Here is a 17,074-nt window from a genome sequence, read left to right as displayed (position 1 = left end):
GGAAGCCGTCAAGTCCATTACGGATGGGTTCCGCTGACGCTTACGTTAATTCCGCTAGCGGTGACCGCTATATCGCCGAGCCGGTGTCGGCGAAATTCTATTGCTGACCGGGCAGGGCGGACGGGGAGGGTGATGGTTCGGTAGAGCCATGAGTATGACCTCGCGAAAGATCGGAAAAATAGGGGTATTCTGGCGATCCGCGTCACGCCACGACCTGCGCGCCAGGGAGATCTCCATTGAAAGCACTGGCGAGCATCGGCAGGAGTAGAGCGTTTTTCCTTCATCTATCCTGGCTGGCACCCACATTTGCGGAATTTGAGGTCGCCATTAGCCGAAATAACGATCTGCAATAACTACCGCCAGTCAACAGTGCGCGACCATGGCATCCTGCATATCCGGGCTGTCGAAACCCTCGGTGAATGTGCTTTGGATCCCGTCCAGCAAGGCATTGACCGGCTCTGTCCTGCCTTGTTGCCGCCAGAGCCGTGCCAGACTCAGCGTTGCCCGCAATTCAAATGACCTGGCATTCTGCTGGCGGGCTATCGCGATCGCATTGCGAAAACACGCTTCGGCTTCCGCGTCACTCACAGCCTTGAGATCGTGGGGACTCGAACCTTGAAATATCAACTCCCCCTTGATGCGATGCCACTCTGCTTCGCAAAAGTGCTCTCCGGCCCTTTTCACCGCGTCTGCCGCCTCGGCCAGCGCGCTCAGGCCTGACTCGATCTGTCCCGTGCGTCCATAGGCCTGGGCCAGCAGTTCCTGGAAATGAGAGTGCCCCAACGCTGCCCCCGTGGCATGATAGGCGGACAGCCCCTGGTGGATCTGCGCGATGCCCTCCTCATGGTGTCCCTGCTCGGTCAGTGCCCAACCGCGAAGGACGGTCGCCCACGCAAGCCAGAACGGGAAGCCTTGTTCGGTCGAGAGCGCGATAGCGGCGTCGGCGTATTCCTGCGTGAGTTTGAGATCACGGCGGAACTGGTGCAACTCCGCCGCCAGGCAGAAGGTATGCGCCAGACTGAACGGGTGGGAAAGGTTGCGGGCCAGCGCAAAAGACTCCTGCTCTCTCTTGCTGGCCTGCTCAGGATAGCCGAGAGTCCAGCGGACGAGGGCCGAGGTGGATAGCGCACGCACTTCCGGATCCACGCCATGAAAGTTGGGGTGCGGGTGGCGCGGTTCTGAGCCGTAAATTGCCAGCGCATCGATTAAATGGGCATCCGCGGCCCTGAATTTACCCGAGTAATACAGGGTTGTTCCAAGCAAGACATGCGCTTCCCCCAATAAATCCGGGTCTTTCGCGCTCTCGGCAAGGCCAAGAAGTTGCTTTCCTAGCTTGTATGCCTTTCCATGTTCTGCTCGCAGAGAGAAATAGGTTCGCAATCCCACCTGCGTTGGGAAGAGCTGTGGTGTTTCCCCAACCTCGCCGCACAGTGCCAAGGCACGGCTGTAAGTCGCCTCCACCTCAGATGAGGCAAATCCTCTGGCAGCAATCAACGCCGGCCCGATGGCAAGTCGCAAAGTGAGCTCCTGGCGTGTGCGGTCGGGCGTATCGGGCTGGCGTTTGAGCAGTTCCAGGGCTGCATTCAGATGGCGGATCGCTTCCTGATAGGCTGAGCGCTGGATGGCCTGCTGTCCGGTGCGCTGAAGGTACTCCACAGCCTTCGGATCATTGCCGCTAAGGCTATAGTGCCGCGCCAGTTCGCTGTAGTAGTCTTTCAGCTGATGCTGGAAGAGGGTCTCAATTGCCTGGGCCGTGCGCTCATGCAGCGCGGTGCGTTGTTCCATCAGCAGGGAGTTGCCTGCGACTTCCTGGGTCAGCGCATGCTTGAACGTGTACTCTGTGTCGGGAAACGCGGGCCGCTCGTAAATGAACTCGCCAGCTTCCAGATGGGCCAGGAGGTGGCGCAGTTGGTCATCCGGCTGCGCGACAACCTGCTGGATCAGACTCAGGGAGAACTCCTTCCCGATCACGGCAAGGCTCTGCAACAAGTCTTTCTCGGCACGGGGCAGCCGATCGATGCGGGCAGCCAGTACGCCCTGTACCGTGGTCGGGATATGTAGCGCAGTTGGGGTCTTCTCAATGCGGTAATGGCCAGGCTCGCCGAGGAGTGCCTTCTCCTCGGACAAGGTCTGCACCACTTCCTCCATGAAAAAGGGATTGCCCTCAGTCTTGTCCTGGATAAGTGTCTTGAGAGGCGTGAGCGAGGGTTCATCTCCAAGCAGGGCCGTGAGCAGTTCCTGAGCCTCTACCTGGCCCAATGGATCCAGCCGCAACTGGGTGTAGCCGCTCTTGTGGCTCAAGTCATGCTGATACTCGGGCCGATAGTTCAGCATGAGCAGAATCCTGGCGTCTCGCAGGTGGTCGACGAGGACATCCAGGAAGGCCTCTGTTTCGCTGTCCAGCCATTGCAGGTCCTCGAACAGCAGTTCGAGCGGCTGGTTGCGGCTCTCGCGTACCAGCAGGCGCGTGATCGCTTCGAACGTGCGCTGGCGCCGGATCCGAGGGTCCATGTTCGGTAATGCCGAACCAGGCTCGTTGATGCCCAGCAAGTAGAGCAGGTAAGGCAGCAGGTCTTCCAGTGTACGGTCCAGCATCAGCACCCTGCCTGCGACCTTCTCCCGGCACCTCCGTTCATCGTCGTGCGCCTCGATCTGAAAATAGTTCTTCACCAGCTCGATCAATGGCAGAAAGGCAAAGGACTTGCCGTGCGAGACCGAGAAGGTCTCCAGCACCATGCAGCCTCGTTGCGACAGCACCTTGAATTCGTGGAACAACCGAGATTTTCCGACCCCGGCGTCGCCAACCACCCCGACAATCTGTCCGAGGCCTGCCTTGGCGCGATCCAATGCACCATGCAATTGCTCCAGTTCGCCCTCGCGTCCAACGAACCGTGCCAGGCCGCGACGCTGAGCCACTTGCAGGCGTGTGCGCAACAACCCGAGGCGCAACACCTCATAGACGGCAAGAGGCTCCGGAATGCCTTTCACCTGGGTCGCCCCCAGGGCTTTGAAGTCGAAATATCCCTCGGTCAGCTTGCAGGTCGCCTCGCTCACGAGAATGGACGACGGTGTGGCGATGCTCTCCATCCGTGAGGCGATGTTGATCGTGTGCCCTACCGGATCGTAGTCCGTGTGCAGGTCGTCCCTTCGGATGGAACGCACCACCACCTCTCCGGTGTGGATCCCCACCCGAATCTGAAGCGGTATGCCTTGTTCGAGACGGATGCGGTCACTGTGACGGCGCATGGCTTCCTGCATCCGCAGTGCCGCATACAGTGCTCGCCGGGGATGATCTTCATGGGCGATGGGCGCGCCGAACAGGGCCAGTATGCCGTCGCCCAGGGACTTGGCCACATAGCCCTCATAGTGGTGCACGGCCTCCATCATCAGGGCCACGACGGGATCGATCAGGCGACGTGCCTCTTCCGGGTCCAGATCGTGGATCAGCGCCGTGGAGCCGGCCATGTCGGCAAACAGCGCAGTGATGGTCTTGCGTTCACCAGATGGTGCTCCCCTGGCTTCCATGGCAGCCTGTTCGGCCAGAATGCGCTCGGCCAGGTGGCGTGGCGTGTACTCTATGGGGGCGGGAGCCGTCGGCTGGGCGCCGCCGGGCGGCAGCTCGGAGAAGAAGGCCAGGGACGCGCCGCATTCGATACAAAACTTGTCGGCGGAACCCGATTCATGACCACATTTCGGGCAGTGCCGGGAAAGCCTCGCACCGCAATCCTTGCAGAATCTGGCTCCAGCGGGGCTTTCGGAACCGCAGTTGGTGCAGTGCATATCGCTCTCTTCCCGTCCGGCCTTCGTCTATACGATTAAATGCCTTCTCCTCTATGGTATCAATGGCCGGCACAGGGCCATCGCTACTTCCTCCCCAGTTGGCATCCCCCGGCTCAGGGGACATTCGAGGACTGCGCGTGGCCCTAGCCGAGCGGTCAAGATGCGCGGGTCGTGGTCTACGCCTTGGGCTTCGACGCGGCCAAGCTTGCTTGCGTCTCGTTGCTATCGAACCACGAGAAAGTTGGAAGCGTACGGCACAGCACGTACGCTGGGCACGCTCAACGGCGAGCCGAACGCGAGCAGTGAAGGCTTGTGCGCCCCCCACGAGTGCTGTTGAGGTACAGAGATCGTGCGAGCGATGCTCACCATGCGTAAGACCAATCACATGACCAAAACGCTCTGATTTCTATGCGCATTTTGTCCTTAAGTACGCTTTTCGACGGTTGCTGAAAGGCAACGTCAGGGCTATGGATGCTCAGCATTCGTGAGACTACGTCGAACTGGCCAAGAAAAGCAGCGGGCGAAACGCACCTCAGGAACGTTGTTTCTCACTGAAAAGCTACGCTCGCAAGAATGATGAGCGCGGCTCACACGAATGACGATCTTCAACAGATGACGAGGATTACTAGGCTGCCCGGGGCTAAAACGCAATTCATCGCAAGCATTTTGATCCCGGCTCAAAATTAATGAGGGCTTGGCAGAAATATGGGGAGAGCTCGCGCTTGGCATTCCTCCGATCCTGCAGAGTCCCGGCATCTGCTGCCGGTCACCATCCACGACGCTGTAGTCGGCGACGGCCTTGCGTTGAACCCGGGCGGGCTCGCGTGTGTTCGTCATCGTGCCGACGCTTGTGTACGCAGCCCTGGAATCTGTGGTCGCCCGACGTCCGCGCCGACGAGGCGGGCGCCTATCCCAGTTCAGCTGGGTTTCGACGCGGTTTCGGGGCGAGATAATGCGCGCGCCACACGTTGGGCTTGCAGTCCCTGCGCCCGCTTCGCGTCGGCCTGGGCCACGTGTCCCGCCTCCTGACCCGCCAGATCCACGCGCGGTGCGCCTTCCACCAGACAGGCCCAGTAGCAGGTGCCGCGGCACCAGGTCCGGATTGCATCGCGCAATGCTGGCTCCGTCAGGCCAAGTTCCTGCGCGTGCTGAACAAGGTCCTCGAAGATGCCGATCTTGAGCGGCACCTTGGGCGCAGGATTCTTCGGAAAGGTTGGCGGGAAGCGTTTTTGCAGCTTCGCGATGGCTTGCAGTACCGGATCGAAAGGCTTAACGGGTTTCGCAGGGCGGGCCGAAACCTTCGGGGATGCACGACGCGTCTTGGCCGGTGGCGCGGCCTTCGCCTGCTTTGCCAGTTGTTCGAAAACAACCCCTTTCTGCATCGTGCGTGATGGTGGCTGAGGGCGCGATTATTCAGCGAAATGAATGTCAATACAATCTCGGGGAAACACTGAGAGGGGTATTCTCCTGACTTTAGCCGTCTTCGCTGCGACGCCCCCCCGACGACAGGATTGGTCGCATAGGGCGGACCACCGCGTTAGCCGAAGGGGACGGGTCGCCTTAGGACAGGGTAGGCAGATGAGAGTGCACCTTGAATCCATCAGGTTTTCATCCGAACGGCCGGTGGAGTAGATCGTTTCGGCCGGCCATGTAGTTTCACGTTCGTGAAACTACTCAAATTCTCGAGCTTAAATGACCAACGCCTGGCGCACGCTGCCAGGCGACTGGGGCCGACTGTTCGATTTCGGGCGTGTCGATGCCGAAGTCAAGCGGCTCGCGGACGCAACGCTGAGGCATTGGCGGCCTATCGACAGACCGTGTTGCAAGCGAGTGCTGATGTCGAGAATGCTTTTACGACCCTCGCCAAATTTGATCAGCAGCAGCAAGTGCTGAAGTCAGGCAAGGCTTCATTGGTGCAATCCCGTGCATCGACGTTGACTGCTCACCGAAATGGCAGGGAAATCCAGCTTGACGTCCTCGATCCCGACACACGACTTCAACTGATTCAGGACGCGCGAATCCTGGCGATGGCAGCCACGGCACGCGCTGCCATCGCCTCAAATAAAGCGCTGGGCGGTGGTTGGGCTCCTGAGGCGGACGCCAAGACTCTCGCATTCGCACAGCAGTAAGATAAGGCCATCAGAGGCGTGGTGGGTTGAACGTCTTTTCTTCGACAGGCCGCACTTCTATTCGCAAGACAGTTCCACGGCTTCGAAGATCGTCCTTGCCAAGAAAGACAGCATTGAAAATGAATGCATGTCGAGGAGGCTCTCACCGAATTGGGGGGCACGCTCGAAGTCGCCGCGCCCGAATGACCGCGGCTGTGCGGTGCAATGGTGTGAACGGGGGCGATGATGGAGCCTCGCGGAGCCTGTGTGCAAGTGCTTTTTGTGACACTTGAAATAACACGAACCCGTTACTATTTTATTTTTGCTCAGGCAGTCGCGTCGCCGCGCTGCGTGTTTCTTTTTGTTTGCCGGCAGCCAGGCAGGTGAATCGGAGCGCGTGTCGCCCATCCCCTTCCTTGCTGCATCGAAGGAGGATACAACCATGAGTGACGCATTCTTCGGAACCGACCTGTTCAGTGCCTCGATCGTCTGCAAAAGCAGATGACGGCCCTGTTCGGCGGCTTCCCTTCCAGCATCCGCTCTGGACGCTTCGGCGCATTTCCAGCGATCAACATCGGGGCGACGGATGACTCCATCGAGATCGTCGCGTTTGCGCCCGGGGTGAGGCAGGAAAACCTAGAAGTCTCGATCGACAAAGGTCTCCTGACAATCAGCGGCGAGCGGCAGTCCGTCTGTCCGAATGACACGTCGGAAGCCCGGCGCTATGCGCAGGAGCGTTTCGTCGGCACCTTCCGGCGGGTGATCGAGCTCCCGGAGGGCGCCGACCCCGACAAGGTACAGGCGCACTATGCCAACGGCTGCCTGTCGATCAGCGTGGGCAAACGCGAGGCCTCGAAGCCGCGCGCGATCACTATCCAATAGCACAAGGGAGATTGCCATGACCGATACGACCCAAGTCGTCGAACGCAGCCAGAGCGCCATGGCGCAACGCCAACAGGACAAGGCGGCGCCGACCGTCACGCTGCTACCGGCAGTGGACATCGTCGAGGATAGCAGCGGTGTCACGCTCTGGGCCGACCTGCCGGGCGTGACCCGCGACAAGCTGCAGGTGAGCGTCCACGACGGCAACCTGCACATCGAGGCGGAAGCCGTCGTGCCGACACCGTCCGGACTGCGCGTACAGCACGCGGAGATCCACCGGCCGCACTTTGCGCGCGCGTTCTCGTTGAGTCCGGATCTGGACTCAACGCAGATCGGCGCACAGTTGCAGGATGGCGTGCTGAAGCTGACCATCCCGCGCCGCGAGGAAGCGCGTCCGCGGCGCATTGCCATCAACGTAGCGTAGGACCTTTTGGAGAGAACGGCGCCCGCCAAGGGCGCCCGCGTCAGGCGCCGTACGCCGGCATGGCGTATGACGCCTGCCGCTTCAACGATTGCCATCGACAATCGGGAGCGTGACATGAAAACGGAACTGAAGTGGAACCCCTTCAAATTCCTGCGGAAGACAACGGACGACAAGCCCACCGCGAATGAATCTTCCGGCGCCGTCCCGCCGCGGCATCGGCTGCCGGAATGGCCGGACGTCTCTCGGATACTCTCTGGTGACCCGTGGCGAGCCATGGGCGACTTCCTGCATGAGCCCTTCGCCAACTTCAGTGGCTTCGACCGGTGGTTTGGCGACTTCAGCTCGTCACGCTTCCAGCCACGGATCGACGTCGTCGACGACGGCGCGGCGCTGCGGATCACTGCCGAATTGCCGGGCATGAAGCGCGAGGAGGTGCAGGTCAGCATTGAGGATGGCGCGCTGGTGCTGCGGGGCGCAAAGAAGCAGGATGTCCAGACCGACGAAAGCGGATGCTATCGGCTGGAGCGCGCGTATGGCGCCTTCATGCGCAGCATTCCGTTGCCGGACGGACTCGACCTGGACAACGTCGACGCCGGATTCACACAAGGCGTTCTGACGCTGCGCTTGCCTAAGACCGGTACGCCGGCGCCGTCTGTCCGCAAGATCCACATCCATTGACGCTTTCCTGGACGACTATCGCATAGGGAGATTCTTCATGGAATTCGATTCCGACTGGATCACGCTGGGCAAGCATCGCGTGTGCCTGCGATGCGTGCGTGGCTTCCCCACCGAAAAGACGCGCAGCGTGGCGGAGGTTGCGCGGATCGCCATTGAGCACAACCTGAGCGCCGCTGCACGCCTGCTCGAGGTCACGGCGGTCGGTGAAAGCGCCTATACGATTAGTATTGGCACGACGTTTCCGAATGACAAAGGCGCCGCCCCGCAGCTTGAGGTGGCACTGGCCACCATGTTTGGCCTGAAGCCCGATCGGATCAGCATGGAGGTCACGGTAGTCAGCCAGGCCGAGGTGGACCTGCACTTCGGCGTATATGAGCGAATGCTGGCGGAGAAAGTCGGAATCATCCCGCCGATACATTGAATCGCCCTGCGCTCCTGTGCATCATCGCCAACGCCGCCAGCCCCGTCGGCGTTGGCGATGAAGTATACCGTTTCGGCTTCGTAGTGCGGTTCTGTTGCGGCGCGGCTTCTTTTCCACCGTGTTGACGCGCACGGTCACCGCGTCGCTCAGAACCGACAGGTGCGCCTGCATGCCCGCTTCATTTCGATCGGACGTCAGCACGCCGCAGTTAGCTTGCCAGAAGCACCATCGACGCTTGTCGATCAACACGCGCATTCCCCGGCCAATCTGCTCAAGGTATTTGAATCGCGTTGTTCCCGATCCTGCTATTTGGAGAGGGGTGACAACTGCAATGGCCTGCCCAGTTCCGGCCAAGCTAGCCGATGCCGTAGCGCCGCAAGCGAGTGGCGATGGCTGAGTGGGAGGCACCCAGCCGCTTGGCTAGGCGGCGGCTGGATGGGAAGTCCCGATAGAGGCGCTCTAGCAACTGCTTTTCGTAATCGGCCAGAGCCGCGTCCAAGGTCGAGACCTCCCCGACCGAATTTTGGGCGGCCGGGCGTGCGGCGCGAGCAAGCTCCAGATCTTCGGCGTTGATGATAGTCCGGTCAGCCATGGTCACCGCGCGGAAGATCACGTTCTGCAGCTCTCGTACGTTGCCGACCCAGGGATTTGCCAGCAGGGCGGCGCAAGCCGTCTGGGAGAGGCGCAAAGTTGGCCGGTTCGTTTGGGCGGCTGCGCGGGCAAGAAACAAGTTAGCCAAAGGTAGGATGTCCCCTGGGCGTTCGCGCAGCGCTGGCATATGTAGCGTCAGGACATTCAGGCGAAACATCAGGTCCTGGCGAAAGTGGCCACTGGTCACCATGGCATCCAGGGAGCGGTGGGTGGCGCTGATGATGCGCACATCGGCTTTCACTTCCCGGTCGCCACCCACGCGGCGGAAGCTGCCGTCGTTGAGAAAGCGCAGGAGCTTGGCCTGTAAATAGGGTGACATTTCCCCAACCTCGTCGAGAAACACCGTTCCGCTGTTGGCGAGTTCCAGCAGCCCGGGCTTGCCCCCCTTCAAGGCGCCGGTGAAGGCTCCGGCGGCGTAGCCAAAGAGTTCGCTCTCGGCGAGATTCTCGGGTAAGGCGGCGCAGTTGAGGGCGAAAAAGGGCTGCATCTTGCGATTGCTCCCAGCGTGGCAAGCGTGGGCAAGGAGTTCCTTCCCGGTGCCAGTTTCGCCGGTGATCAGCAGAGGGGCATCCACTATGGCCATGCGCGTGGCTCGCTGCTTGAGCTGCTCGATTTCCGGCGAGCTGCCGACGATGTTTTCGAAGCCCCCGGCCTCATAGTTGACAAGGGCGCTCATGCGTTCGCCGATGCGGCTCGCAGCATGGAGGGTCAGCACGGCACCCGCGACGCGACCGTCGGCCTCATACAGGGGCATGGTCTCCAGCATGTATGGGACCCTACCGATCTCCACTTCCCGAGCCGGCAGGTGATAGCCGCCACTGACCAGAGCGGCGAGGAGTTGAGGATCGCCTATGAGATCCTGCATGGTCGTCTTGAGCAATTCGCTCTCGCTCATCCCGCTCGCATTGATGGCAGCCCCATTGGCCACGACCACGCGCCCCTCGGCATCCACGGCGAAGACGGGATCGGCCTGGGAGGCCAGGAGCGCCTCCAGATAGAGCCGGCGCCGAGCCCCCGGCAGCATGGCCACTGCGCCGACCGACCGGACGTCCGATACCGCCAGCAGACTGTCCCGAAGCCGCTTGAAACTCGCCTCATCAAGCGTCGGAGCCTCGATGAAGATGTGGGGTGGATCCACCTCCACCGCCGTGACATTGAGGGAACGCTCGGCGAGCTTGGCGAGGATTTCCTGGGCAATGCCAACCCGGTCGGCAAACAGGACGTCAATACGCATGGTTAGACTGTATTGGTTCACGTACAGCGTACTGTATTCGATACATACTACACAAGCTACTGTTTTTAAAGGTTTTTCGTTCTGATTCTAGCGACTCCAAGTATTCCTTCGTATTGAAATCCATACAATTCCCGAGCCGGTCCGCCAAGAAATTGCTATATGCTATTGATTTAAAAGGAAATTTTATTGATGGCACAGGGATTGCGTATCGTCCTGGAAACTTGAATCAATCCAGGGAGCAGTGCCATGCACATCCTAATCATGGGCAGCGGTGTTATCGGAACCACGATGGCCTATTTCCTCGCCCGGGATGGCCACCAGGTCACGGTGGTCGATCGCCAAGCCGGGCCGGCCCTCGAAACGAGCTACGCCAATGCAGGGGAGGTCTCACCTGGCTATTCCGCGCCCTGGGCCGCGCCAGGGGTGCCGGTCAAGGCGATCAAATGGCTGCTCATGCAGCACAGCCCCTTGGTCATCAAGCCCATGCTCGATCCGGCCATGTGGCAGTGGTGCTTCTCGATGCTACGCAACTGCACCGAGAGCCGCTATCAGCTCAACAAGAGCCGCATGGTTCGCCTGGCCGAGTACAGCCGCGACTGCCTGCGCCGCTTGCGCCAGGAAACCGGCATCGCCTACGACGAACGGGCGCAGGGAACGCTGCAGTTGTTCCGCACCCAGAAGCAGCTAGACGGGATCGGCAAGGACGTGGAGATTCTCAGAAGCTATGGGATTCCCTTCCAGGTTCTCGACCGCGAGGGCTACGTCAAATATGAGCCCGCGCTGGCCTCCGTGAAAGAGAAGTTCGTTGGCGCGCTGCGGCTGCCCGGCGACGAAACTGGCGACTGCTTCAAGTTCACCCAGCGCCTGGCGGAAATGGCCGCCGGGCTGGGCGTTGACTTCCGTTTCAATACCACCGTCGATGGCATCGAGTCGAATGGCAAGCGCGTTAGCGGGGTGCGCACCAGCCAGGGGGTGTTGAGCGCGGATCAATACATCCTTGCCCTCGGCAGTTATTCCCGGGAATTGTTAAAACCCATCGGAATCGACATTCCCGTCTATCCGGTCAAGGGTTACTCGATTACCGTACCGATCGCCGACGCCGCCATGGCGCCGGAATCCACGATCATGGACGAGACCCACAAGGTCGCTGTCACCCGCCTGGGCGATCGCATCCGCGTGGGTGGCACCGCCCAGCTGTCAGGCTTCGATCTCAGTCTGGCCGCCTCCCGTCGCCAGACACTCGAGTTCGTCGTGACCGATCTCTTTCCCCGTGGCGGGGACGTCACGAAAGCGGAATTCTGGACGGGCCTGCGCCCGATGACCCCGGACGGCACGCCGATCATCGGCAAGACATCCTGCCCGAACCTCTATCTCAGTACCGGTCACGGCACCCTCGGCTGGACCATGGCGGCGGGCACTGGCCGGGTGATTGCCGACCTCGTCAGCGGCAGGACTCCCGAGATCGCGGTCAACGATCTGAGCGTGGCGCGCTACGCATGATCACCCCCACATTCCTCAACCATCCCATCACCGTTAAGGAGGCAGCAGGCATGCAACTCATTTCCACCCGCGAAGCACCGCGGGCGATCGGCCCCTATTCCCAGGCCATCGCCAGCGACGGCTGGATCTTCACTTCAGGGCAGATTCCAATGACGGCGACCGGCGCCGGCGTGCGCGGCAGCATCAAGGAGCAGACCGAGCAGGTGTTCAACAACCTGGAAGCCATCCTGACGGAAGCTGGCAGTTCCCTGGCGGGCGTCGTTGCGGTGACGGTGTTCATGATCGACCTCGAAGAATTCGCCGACATGAACGAAGTCTTCGCGCGGCGCTTCGGCCCGCACCGGCCAGCCCGAACCACAGTCCAGGTCGCCGCTCTGCCCACTGGGGCGGGCGTTGAAATCAACGCGATCGCCCGCAGCCAGGCCTGAGCCCTTTCCCGCCCCGTCGACCTGTGACGGGAGCGGTCACGAAGCATCCATTAGAGACAGGTGAGCGCAGTATGCGTAAGCCGTGAGGAGACAAGAGGCATGTCCACAATCGACAATATGCTTGCGGAGGAGCGCCGCCACGAGGCGCAGGACCTCCGCCGTGGATTGAAGAACCGTCATATCCAGATGATTGCCCTGGGCGGCGCCATCGGCGTCGGGCTGTTCCTGGGCGCAGGGCGGGCCATCAGCATCGCCGGGCCGAGCCTGCTACTGAGCTATGCCATCGGCGGCATCATCATCTTCTTCATCATGCGTGCCCTCGGCGAACTGCTGACCTACCGGCCGGTGGCTGGCTCATTCGCCACGTACGCAGAGGAGTTCATCGGGCCGTTCGCCGGCTTCGCCACGGGGTGGTCTTATTGGTTCATGTGGGTCACCATCGGGATGGCCGAAATTACCGCGGTCGCCGTCTATGTCCACTACTGGTTTCCTGATATTCCCCAGTGGATTCCGGCGCTCTCAACCCTCGTGGTGCTCTATTTCGTCAACCGCATCTCAGTAGCGGTCTTTGGTGAACTGGAGTTCTGGTTTGCGCTCATCAAGATCGTGATGCTTGTCGCCATGATCGTGATCGGCGCGGCGATCCTGCTCTTCGGCGTCACGCCGTTGGGCGCGACCGCCAGCGTTTCGAACCTATGGTCCCACCAGGGCTTCATGCCCTTCGGCGTGCTCGGTGTCGCGCTCACGCTGCAGATGGTGATGTTCGCGTTCCAGGGCGTGGAACTAATCGGCGTCACGGCGGGCGAGGCACAGAATCCGGAGCGTGTTCTGCCCAAAGCCACCAACAGCGTGGTGTGGCGCATCCTGATCTTCTACATCGGCGCGCTGCTGGTGATGATGTCCCTGGTGCCCTGGACCGAGCTGAAGCCTGGCGTCAGCCCCTTCGTCTTCCTGTTCGAAAAGATGGGCATTCCCGGTGCCGCCAGCGTGATCAATTTCGTCGTCATCACCGCCGCCGCGTCCTCGTGCAACAGTGGGATCTTCAGCACCGGTCGCATGCTGTACACCCTGGCCCAGTTTCGTCAGGCGCCCCAGGCCTTTGCCCGGATTAATGCCAATCACGTACCGTCCACTGCCGTCACCTTTTCTGCGATCCTGATGGGCGCCGGCGTGGTGCTGAACTACGTGGTGCCGGACGAGGCTTTCGTCTGGATCACCAGTATCTCCCTGGTGAGTGCCCTGTGGACCTGGTCGATCATCATGATCGCCCACCTCGGCTATCGCAAAGCCGTGGCCGCAGGCCGCGCCAAGGCAGTGAGTTTCAAGATGCCGTGCGCGCCATTGGCCAACTGGCTGGTGGTTGCGTTCATGCTGGTCGTTTCGGGCCTGCTCGCCCTCGACCCCGAAACCCGCGTGGCCCTGTATGTTGCGCCGATCTGGTTCGCGCTGCTGGGCATCGGTTATCGGCTCGCTGTAAGTGCCAACCCCTCCGTCGGCGTGGCCACAACCAGCGCAACGCGCTGAGACTGCGCGCATGAGCGCCGGGGCGCGTCACCGCGCGCCCCGGTAGCCGTCCCGCGCTTCTTATCGAACCCGACGGAAAAGGATCCCATGTCCAATCCCGAACAGACTTCCGCCAGTGCCATGTTGACAATCGACCTCGGTGCCATTCGCGATAACTGGCGGACCCTGAAGGCCAAGGTCGGCGCGGTCGAATGCGCCGCGGTGGTCAAGGCCGACGCCTACGGCCTTGGTGCGGCCAAAGTCGCCCCAGCGCTTTACCGCGCCGGCTGCCGCTATTTCTTCGTTGCTCATCTGAACGAGGCCATCGCGCTGCGTCCGGCCCTGCCGGGAGACGCGGCCCTCTACGTCCTGCACGGCATCCATCCGGACTCGGAGCGGGATTTTGTGAACCATGGCGTGGTTCCGGTGCTGAACAGCCTCGCGCAAGTCCAGACCTGGGGGAAACTCGCCCGCGAGCGGGGCGGGCACTTGCCAGCGGTCCTCCAGGTCGACACGGGCATGGCGCGCCTGGGCCTGAGCTGCGAGGAACTGGAATCGCTGGCTGCCGACCATGGCATGCTGAGCGGGATTGATCTCAGGCTAATCATGAGCCATCTGGTCAGCGCGGAGAACCAGGCCGAGGCGATTAATGACTTGCAACTGGCGCGTTTCCGCGTGGCGCTTGCCCGACTGCCCAAAGCGAGAGCGAGCCTCGCCAATTCCTCGGGAATTTTCTTGGGGCGGGACTACCACTTCGATCTCGTGCGCCCTGGCGCCGCCCTCTACGGGGTGGCGCCCATCGCCGGGATGCCCAATCCCCTGCGCCCCGTCATCAAACTGGAGGGTAAGGTGATACAGACCCGGTGGATAGCGGCCGGAAATGCGGTTGGATATTCCCATGCCTGGACCGCGCCTCGCCGCTCACGGATCGCGACGGTTGCCGTGGGCTATGCCGACGGGTTCTTCCGGAGCCTCAGCAACAAGGCGGTGGCAAGCTTCATGGGCTATTGCCTGCCGCTGGTCGGAAACGTTTCCATGGACACGGTGACCCTCGACGTGACCGATGTTCCGGCCCATGAGATCGCAGAGGGGACGCTCATCACTCTAGCCGACAATGCTCTACATGTGGACAAGATTGCCTCGCGCGCCGGAACTATCGGCTACGAGGTCCTGACCAGCTTGGGGAATCGCTATATGCGCTCGTACATCGATGATTGATCGCTGGCCGCGTTGTCGGCATTGGGCAGCGGGGCCCTCGCGAAGCCCCCGGGCGCTGCCTCAGTGATGGGATCTCACATTGCCCACCTTCCAGCGGGTTTGTTTCTCGTGTCATTCGAGGAACCGGGCGGGCGACGCCAACGTGGGTCCGGACTTGAACGTGCCGCACAGCGGGATCGAAAATCTGGGCGATGGCAAGCTGAGTGCGTCGATCCGCGACCCGCAGTCACTTCGGTGGTGGCCCGGTTCGCGCATGTCTGCGATTGACGAGAGGAGGCTGTCCGATGCGGACCTGAAGGACCTGCTGGTGTATCTGCACATATGGCGGGCCGCAAGGCATCGCCGGGTGCAGGGTCCCGACGCCCAATGGGTACATTGGGGGTACCATCCATCTGTTACGTATCTGCAGGACAAGAACAATAGGGGGAGTCGTGACCACAACCGATTCGACGCACCCGACAGACAGCGCGCGGCGGTAATCCGATGCACGACGTGATCGCCGGCTGTTCGATTGCCGGCCTTTTACTGCCTGAGGCCGTGGCATACGCCGGCATCGCCAATCTTCCGCCGCAGGCGGGTCTCATCGGCTTGCTGATCGGTCTGGTGGTCTACGGCCTGCTGGGGACCAGCCGCTTCGCCGTGGTGTCGGCAACATCGTCTTCGGCCGCCGTGCTGGCCGCCATCACGGTGTCGATGGCCGGTGGCGATCTGGCACAACGCCTGCTGCTGGCCGCTGGACTGGTGATCCTGAGTGGCTTCTTTCTTGTACTGGCTGGCCTCGCCCGGCTCGGTGGCATTACCGAATTCATTGCCAAGCCGGTGCTGCGGGGTTTCACGTTTGGGCTGGCCATCACCATCATCCTGAAGCAGGTGGCGAGCGTGGCGGGCGTGCATCCGACCCATGGCGACCTACCGCGATTCACGTACGAGTTGATCCAGGACGTATCGGTCTGGAACGTGAACGGGCTGATCGCTGCGCTGGTCGTGCTGCTGTTGCTGTTCGCTATGTCGCGCTGGAAGAGCGTGCCCGGCCCGCTGGTCGTTATCGTGCTCGGCATTGTGCTCGCCCACGGGGTGGATCTGCACCACTACGGCATCGGGCAGGTCGGCACGATCGATCTGGCCGACGTCTCGTTCGATATCCCTGACCTGCCTCGCACGGAGTGGCTGCGGCTTGGCGAGCTGGCGTTTGCGCTGGTCCTGATCTTGTATGCGGAGTCGTATGGTTCGATCCGCAGTTTCGCGCTCAAGCATGGTGACAAGACCTCGGCGGATCGGGATCTCATTGCGCTGGGCTTGGCCAATCTGGGTTCGGGTTTGCTGCACGGCATGCCCGTGGGCGCGGGCTACTCGGCGACTTCCGCCAATGAAGCGGCCGGCGCACGGTCGCGCCTGGCTGGCTGGTGCGCGGCGGTAGTCGTCGCCGTGATCGTCGCGCTGTTGTTGCCGCAACTAGCTTTGACCCCCGAGCCGGTGCTGGCCGCGATTGTGGCCTACGCGGTTAGCCATACACTGCGCCTGAGCGTGTTCCGCCCCTATTGGGTTTGGCGGCGGGACCGGCTACTGGTTGTGGCGGCGTGCGTGGCCGTGCTGCTGCTTGGTGTCCTGGACGGTCTGCTGGCGGGAATCGGGGTGAGTCTGCTGATCACGCTGCGCAATTTTTCGGAGCCGAACGTCAGCCAGTTGGGACGCCTTGGCAGCAGCCACGACTACGTGGACGTCACCGCGCACCCCGAAGCCAAGACGCTTCCGGGCGTGCTGATCGTGCGGCCCGAAGCACCGATATTCTTTGCCAATGTCGAGCGCATCCTGGCGCAGGTGCGGCATCTGGCCGATGCAGGGCAGGGCGCCGTGCATACGTTGATCTTCAGTCTCGAGGAGTCGCCAGACCTCGACGGTTCGACGATTGAGGCACTGCACACGTTCGCCGCCGGCGCCGCGGCCAGTGGCCGACGTCTGCTGCTGGTGCGATTGAAGCCCCCCGCGCTGGAAGTGCTGTCGCGATCGGCGGACGAAGCACTGCCGCGCGAAGCGCTGCACGAACTCAGCGTGGACGAGTGCGTGCAGTCTCTGGGGCAGGGAGGCGTCGCAGCCGCGACGACGGCTGCAGGACCAGCACGCTCTTGATCGCCATCGCAGCGGAGCTCATGCCATGACGTGAAGCATAGGTAAAAGTGGCTCTCCGCACTCTGAGTGACGGCGCGTCGAGGGCTTGATGAGCTAGAGTTGAAAGTGGTGTACGGGCGG

At 61.6% G+C, this 17,074-nt stretch carries 13 protein-coding genes and 2 pseudogenes; 11 read left to right on the top strand and 4 right to left on the bottom strand.

Going from position 1 to position 17,074, the window contains the following annotated elements; all coding sequences use genetic code 11:
• Nucleotides 1-363: 363 nt before the first annotated feature.
• Both CF70_RS19115 and CF70_RS19110 read right to left on the bottom strand, forming a co-directional pair.
• Complete coding sequence (locus tag CF70_RS19115) at nucleotides 364-3,780, bottom strand: adenylate/guanylate cyclase domain-containing protein (RefSeq protein WP_035867971.1); 3,417 nt, start codon at nucleotides 3,778-3,780, stop codon at nucleotides 364-366.
• 917 nt (nucleotides 3,781-4,697) lie between these two features.
• A complete protein-coding gene (locus CF70_RS19110; protein WP_035867968.1) occupies nucleotides 4,698-5,162 on the bottom strand; it encodes a ProQ/FinO family protein in 465 nt (154 codons plus the stop codon).
• A 435-nt stretch (nucleotides 5,163-5,597) separates the two neighbouring features.
• Between CF70_RS19110 and CF70_RS19105 the strand changes: the two genes are divergently transcribed.
• The 5 genes and pseudogenes from CF70_RS19105 to CF70_RS19085 all read left to right on the top strand — a co-directional run bounded on the left by CF70_RS19105 (nucleotide 5,598) and on the right by CF70_RS19085 (nucleotide 8,293).
• A complete protein-coding gene (locus CF70_RS19105) occupies nucleotides 5,598-5,909 on the top strand; it encodes a hypothetical protein (RefSeq protein WP_235185122.1) in 312 nt (103 codons plus the stop codon).
• Nucleotides 5,910-6,330: 421 nt separating this feature from the next.
• Nucleotides 6,331-6,770, top strand: a pseudogene (locus tag CF70_RS19100) (Hsp20/alpha crystallin family protein).
• Nucleotides 6,771-6,786: 16 nt separating this feature from the next.
• On the top strand, nucleotides 6,787-7,194 hold the full coding sequence (locus CF70_RS19095) for an Hsp20/alpha crystallin family protein (protein ID WP_035867964.1): 408 nt from the start codon (nucleotides 6,787-6,789) through the stop codon (nucleotides 7,192-7,194).
• 114 nt (nucleotides 7,195-7,308) lie between these two features.
• A complete protein-coding gene (locus CF70_RS19090; protein ID WP_035867977.1) occupies nucleotides 7,309-7,872 on the top strand; it encodes an Hsp20/alpha crystallin family protein in 564 nt (187 codons plus the stop codon).
• 37 nt (nucleotides 7,873-7,909) lie between these two features.
• Nucleotides 7,910-8,293, top strand: a complete 384-nt coding sequence (locus CF70_RS19085; RefSeq protein WP_035867962.1) for a hypothetical protein — start codon at nucleotides 7,910-7,912, stop codon at nucleotides 8,291-8,293.
• A 21-nt stretch (nucleotides 8,294-8,314) separates the two neighbouring features.
• Here the strand turns inward: CF70_RS19085 and CF70_RS36120 are convergent, their stop codons facing one another.
• Complete coding sequence (locus CF70_RS36120; protein ID WP_152561851.1) at nucleotides 8,315-8,542, bottom strand: hypothetical protein; 228 nt, start codon at nucleotides 8,540-8,542, stop codon at nucleotides 8,315-8,317.
• Nucleotides 8,543-8,648: 106 nt separating this feature from the next.
• The gene (locus CF70_RS19080) at nucleotides 8,649-10,178 is read right to left on the bottom strand and encodes a sigma-54-dependent transcriptional regulator (RefSeq protein WP_035867960.1); all 1,530 of its coding nucleotides are present in this window, start codon (nucleotides 10,176-10,178) and stop codon (nucleotides 8,649-8,651) included.
• A 246-nt stretch (nucleotides 10,179-10,424) separates the two neighbouring features.
• Between CF70_RS19080 and CF70_RS19075 the strand changes: the two genes are divergently transcribed.
• The 6 genes and pseudogenes from CF70_RS19075 (at nucleotide 10,425) to CF70_RS19050 (ending at nucleotide 16,954) form a co-directional block, all read left to right on the top strand.
• On the top strand, nucleotides 10,425-11,678 hold the full coding sequence (locus tag CF70_RS19075) for a D-amino acid dehydrogenase (RefSeq protein WP_035867959.1): 1,254 nt from the start codon (nucleotides 10,425-10,427) through the stop codon (nucleotides 11,676-11,678).
• Complete coding sequence (locus CF70_RS19070) at nucleotides 11,675-12,106, top strand: Rid family detoxifying hydrolase (protein ID WP_235185121.1); 432 nt, start codon at nucleotides 11,675-11,677, stop codon at nucleotides 12,104-12,106. The genes CF70_RS19075 and CF70_RS19070 overlap by 4 nt, the downstream gene beginning before the upstream one ends.
• Before the next feature lie 99 nt (nucleotides 12,107-12,205).
• The gene (locus CF70_RS19065) at nucleotides 12,206-13,630 is read left to right on the top strand and encodes an amino acid permease (protein WP_035867957.1); all 1,425 of its coding nucleotides are present in this window, start codon (nucleotides 12,206-12,208) and stop codon (nucleotides 13,628-13,630) included.
• Between the two features lie 87 nt (nucleotides 13,631-13,717).
• Nucleotides 13,718-14,827 carry an alanine racemase gene (gene alr, locus CF70_RS19060; protein WP_035867955.1) on the top strand — a complete coding sequence of 370 codons (1,110 nt, stop codon included), beginning with the start codon at nucleotides 13,718-13,720 and terminating at the stop codon, nucleotides 14,825-14,827.
• Nucleotides 14,828-14,912: 85 nt separating this feature from the next.
• A pseudogene (locus tag CF70_RS38985) lies at nucleotides 14,913-15,178 on the top strand (c-type cytochrome); the annotation flags it as partial.
• Nucleotides 15,179-15,310: 132 nt separating this feature from the next.
• On the top strand, nucleotides 15,311-16,954 hold the full coding sequence (locus CF70_RS19050) for a SulP family inorganic anion transporter (protein WP_081862240.1): 1,644 nt from the start codon (nucleotides 15,311-15,313) through the stop codon (nucleotides 16,952-16,954).
• The last annotated feature ends 120 nt before the right edge of the window (nucleotides 16,955-17,074 follow it).

Source organism: Cupriavidus sp. SK-3, assembly GCF_000611145.1.
GTDB lineage: Bacteria > Pseudomonadota > Gammaproteobacteria > Burkholderiales > Burkholderiaceae > Cupriavidus.
This window is presented reverse-complemented; position numbering and strand designations above follow the sequence as displayed.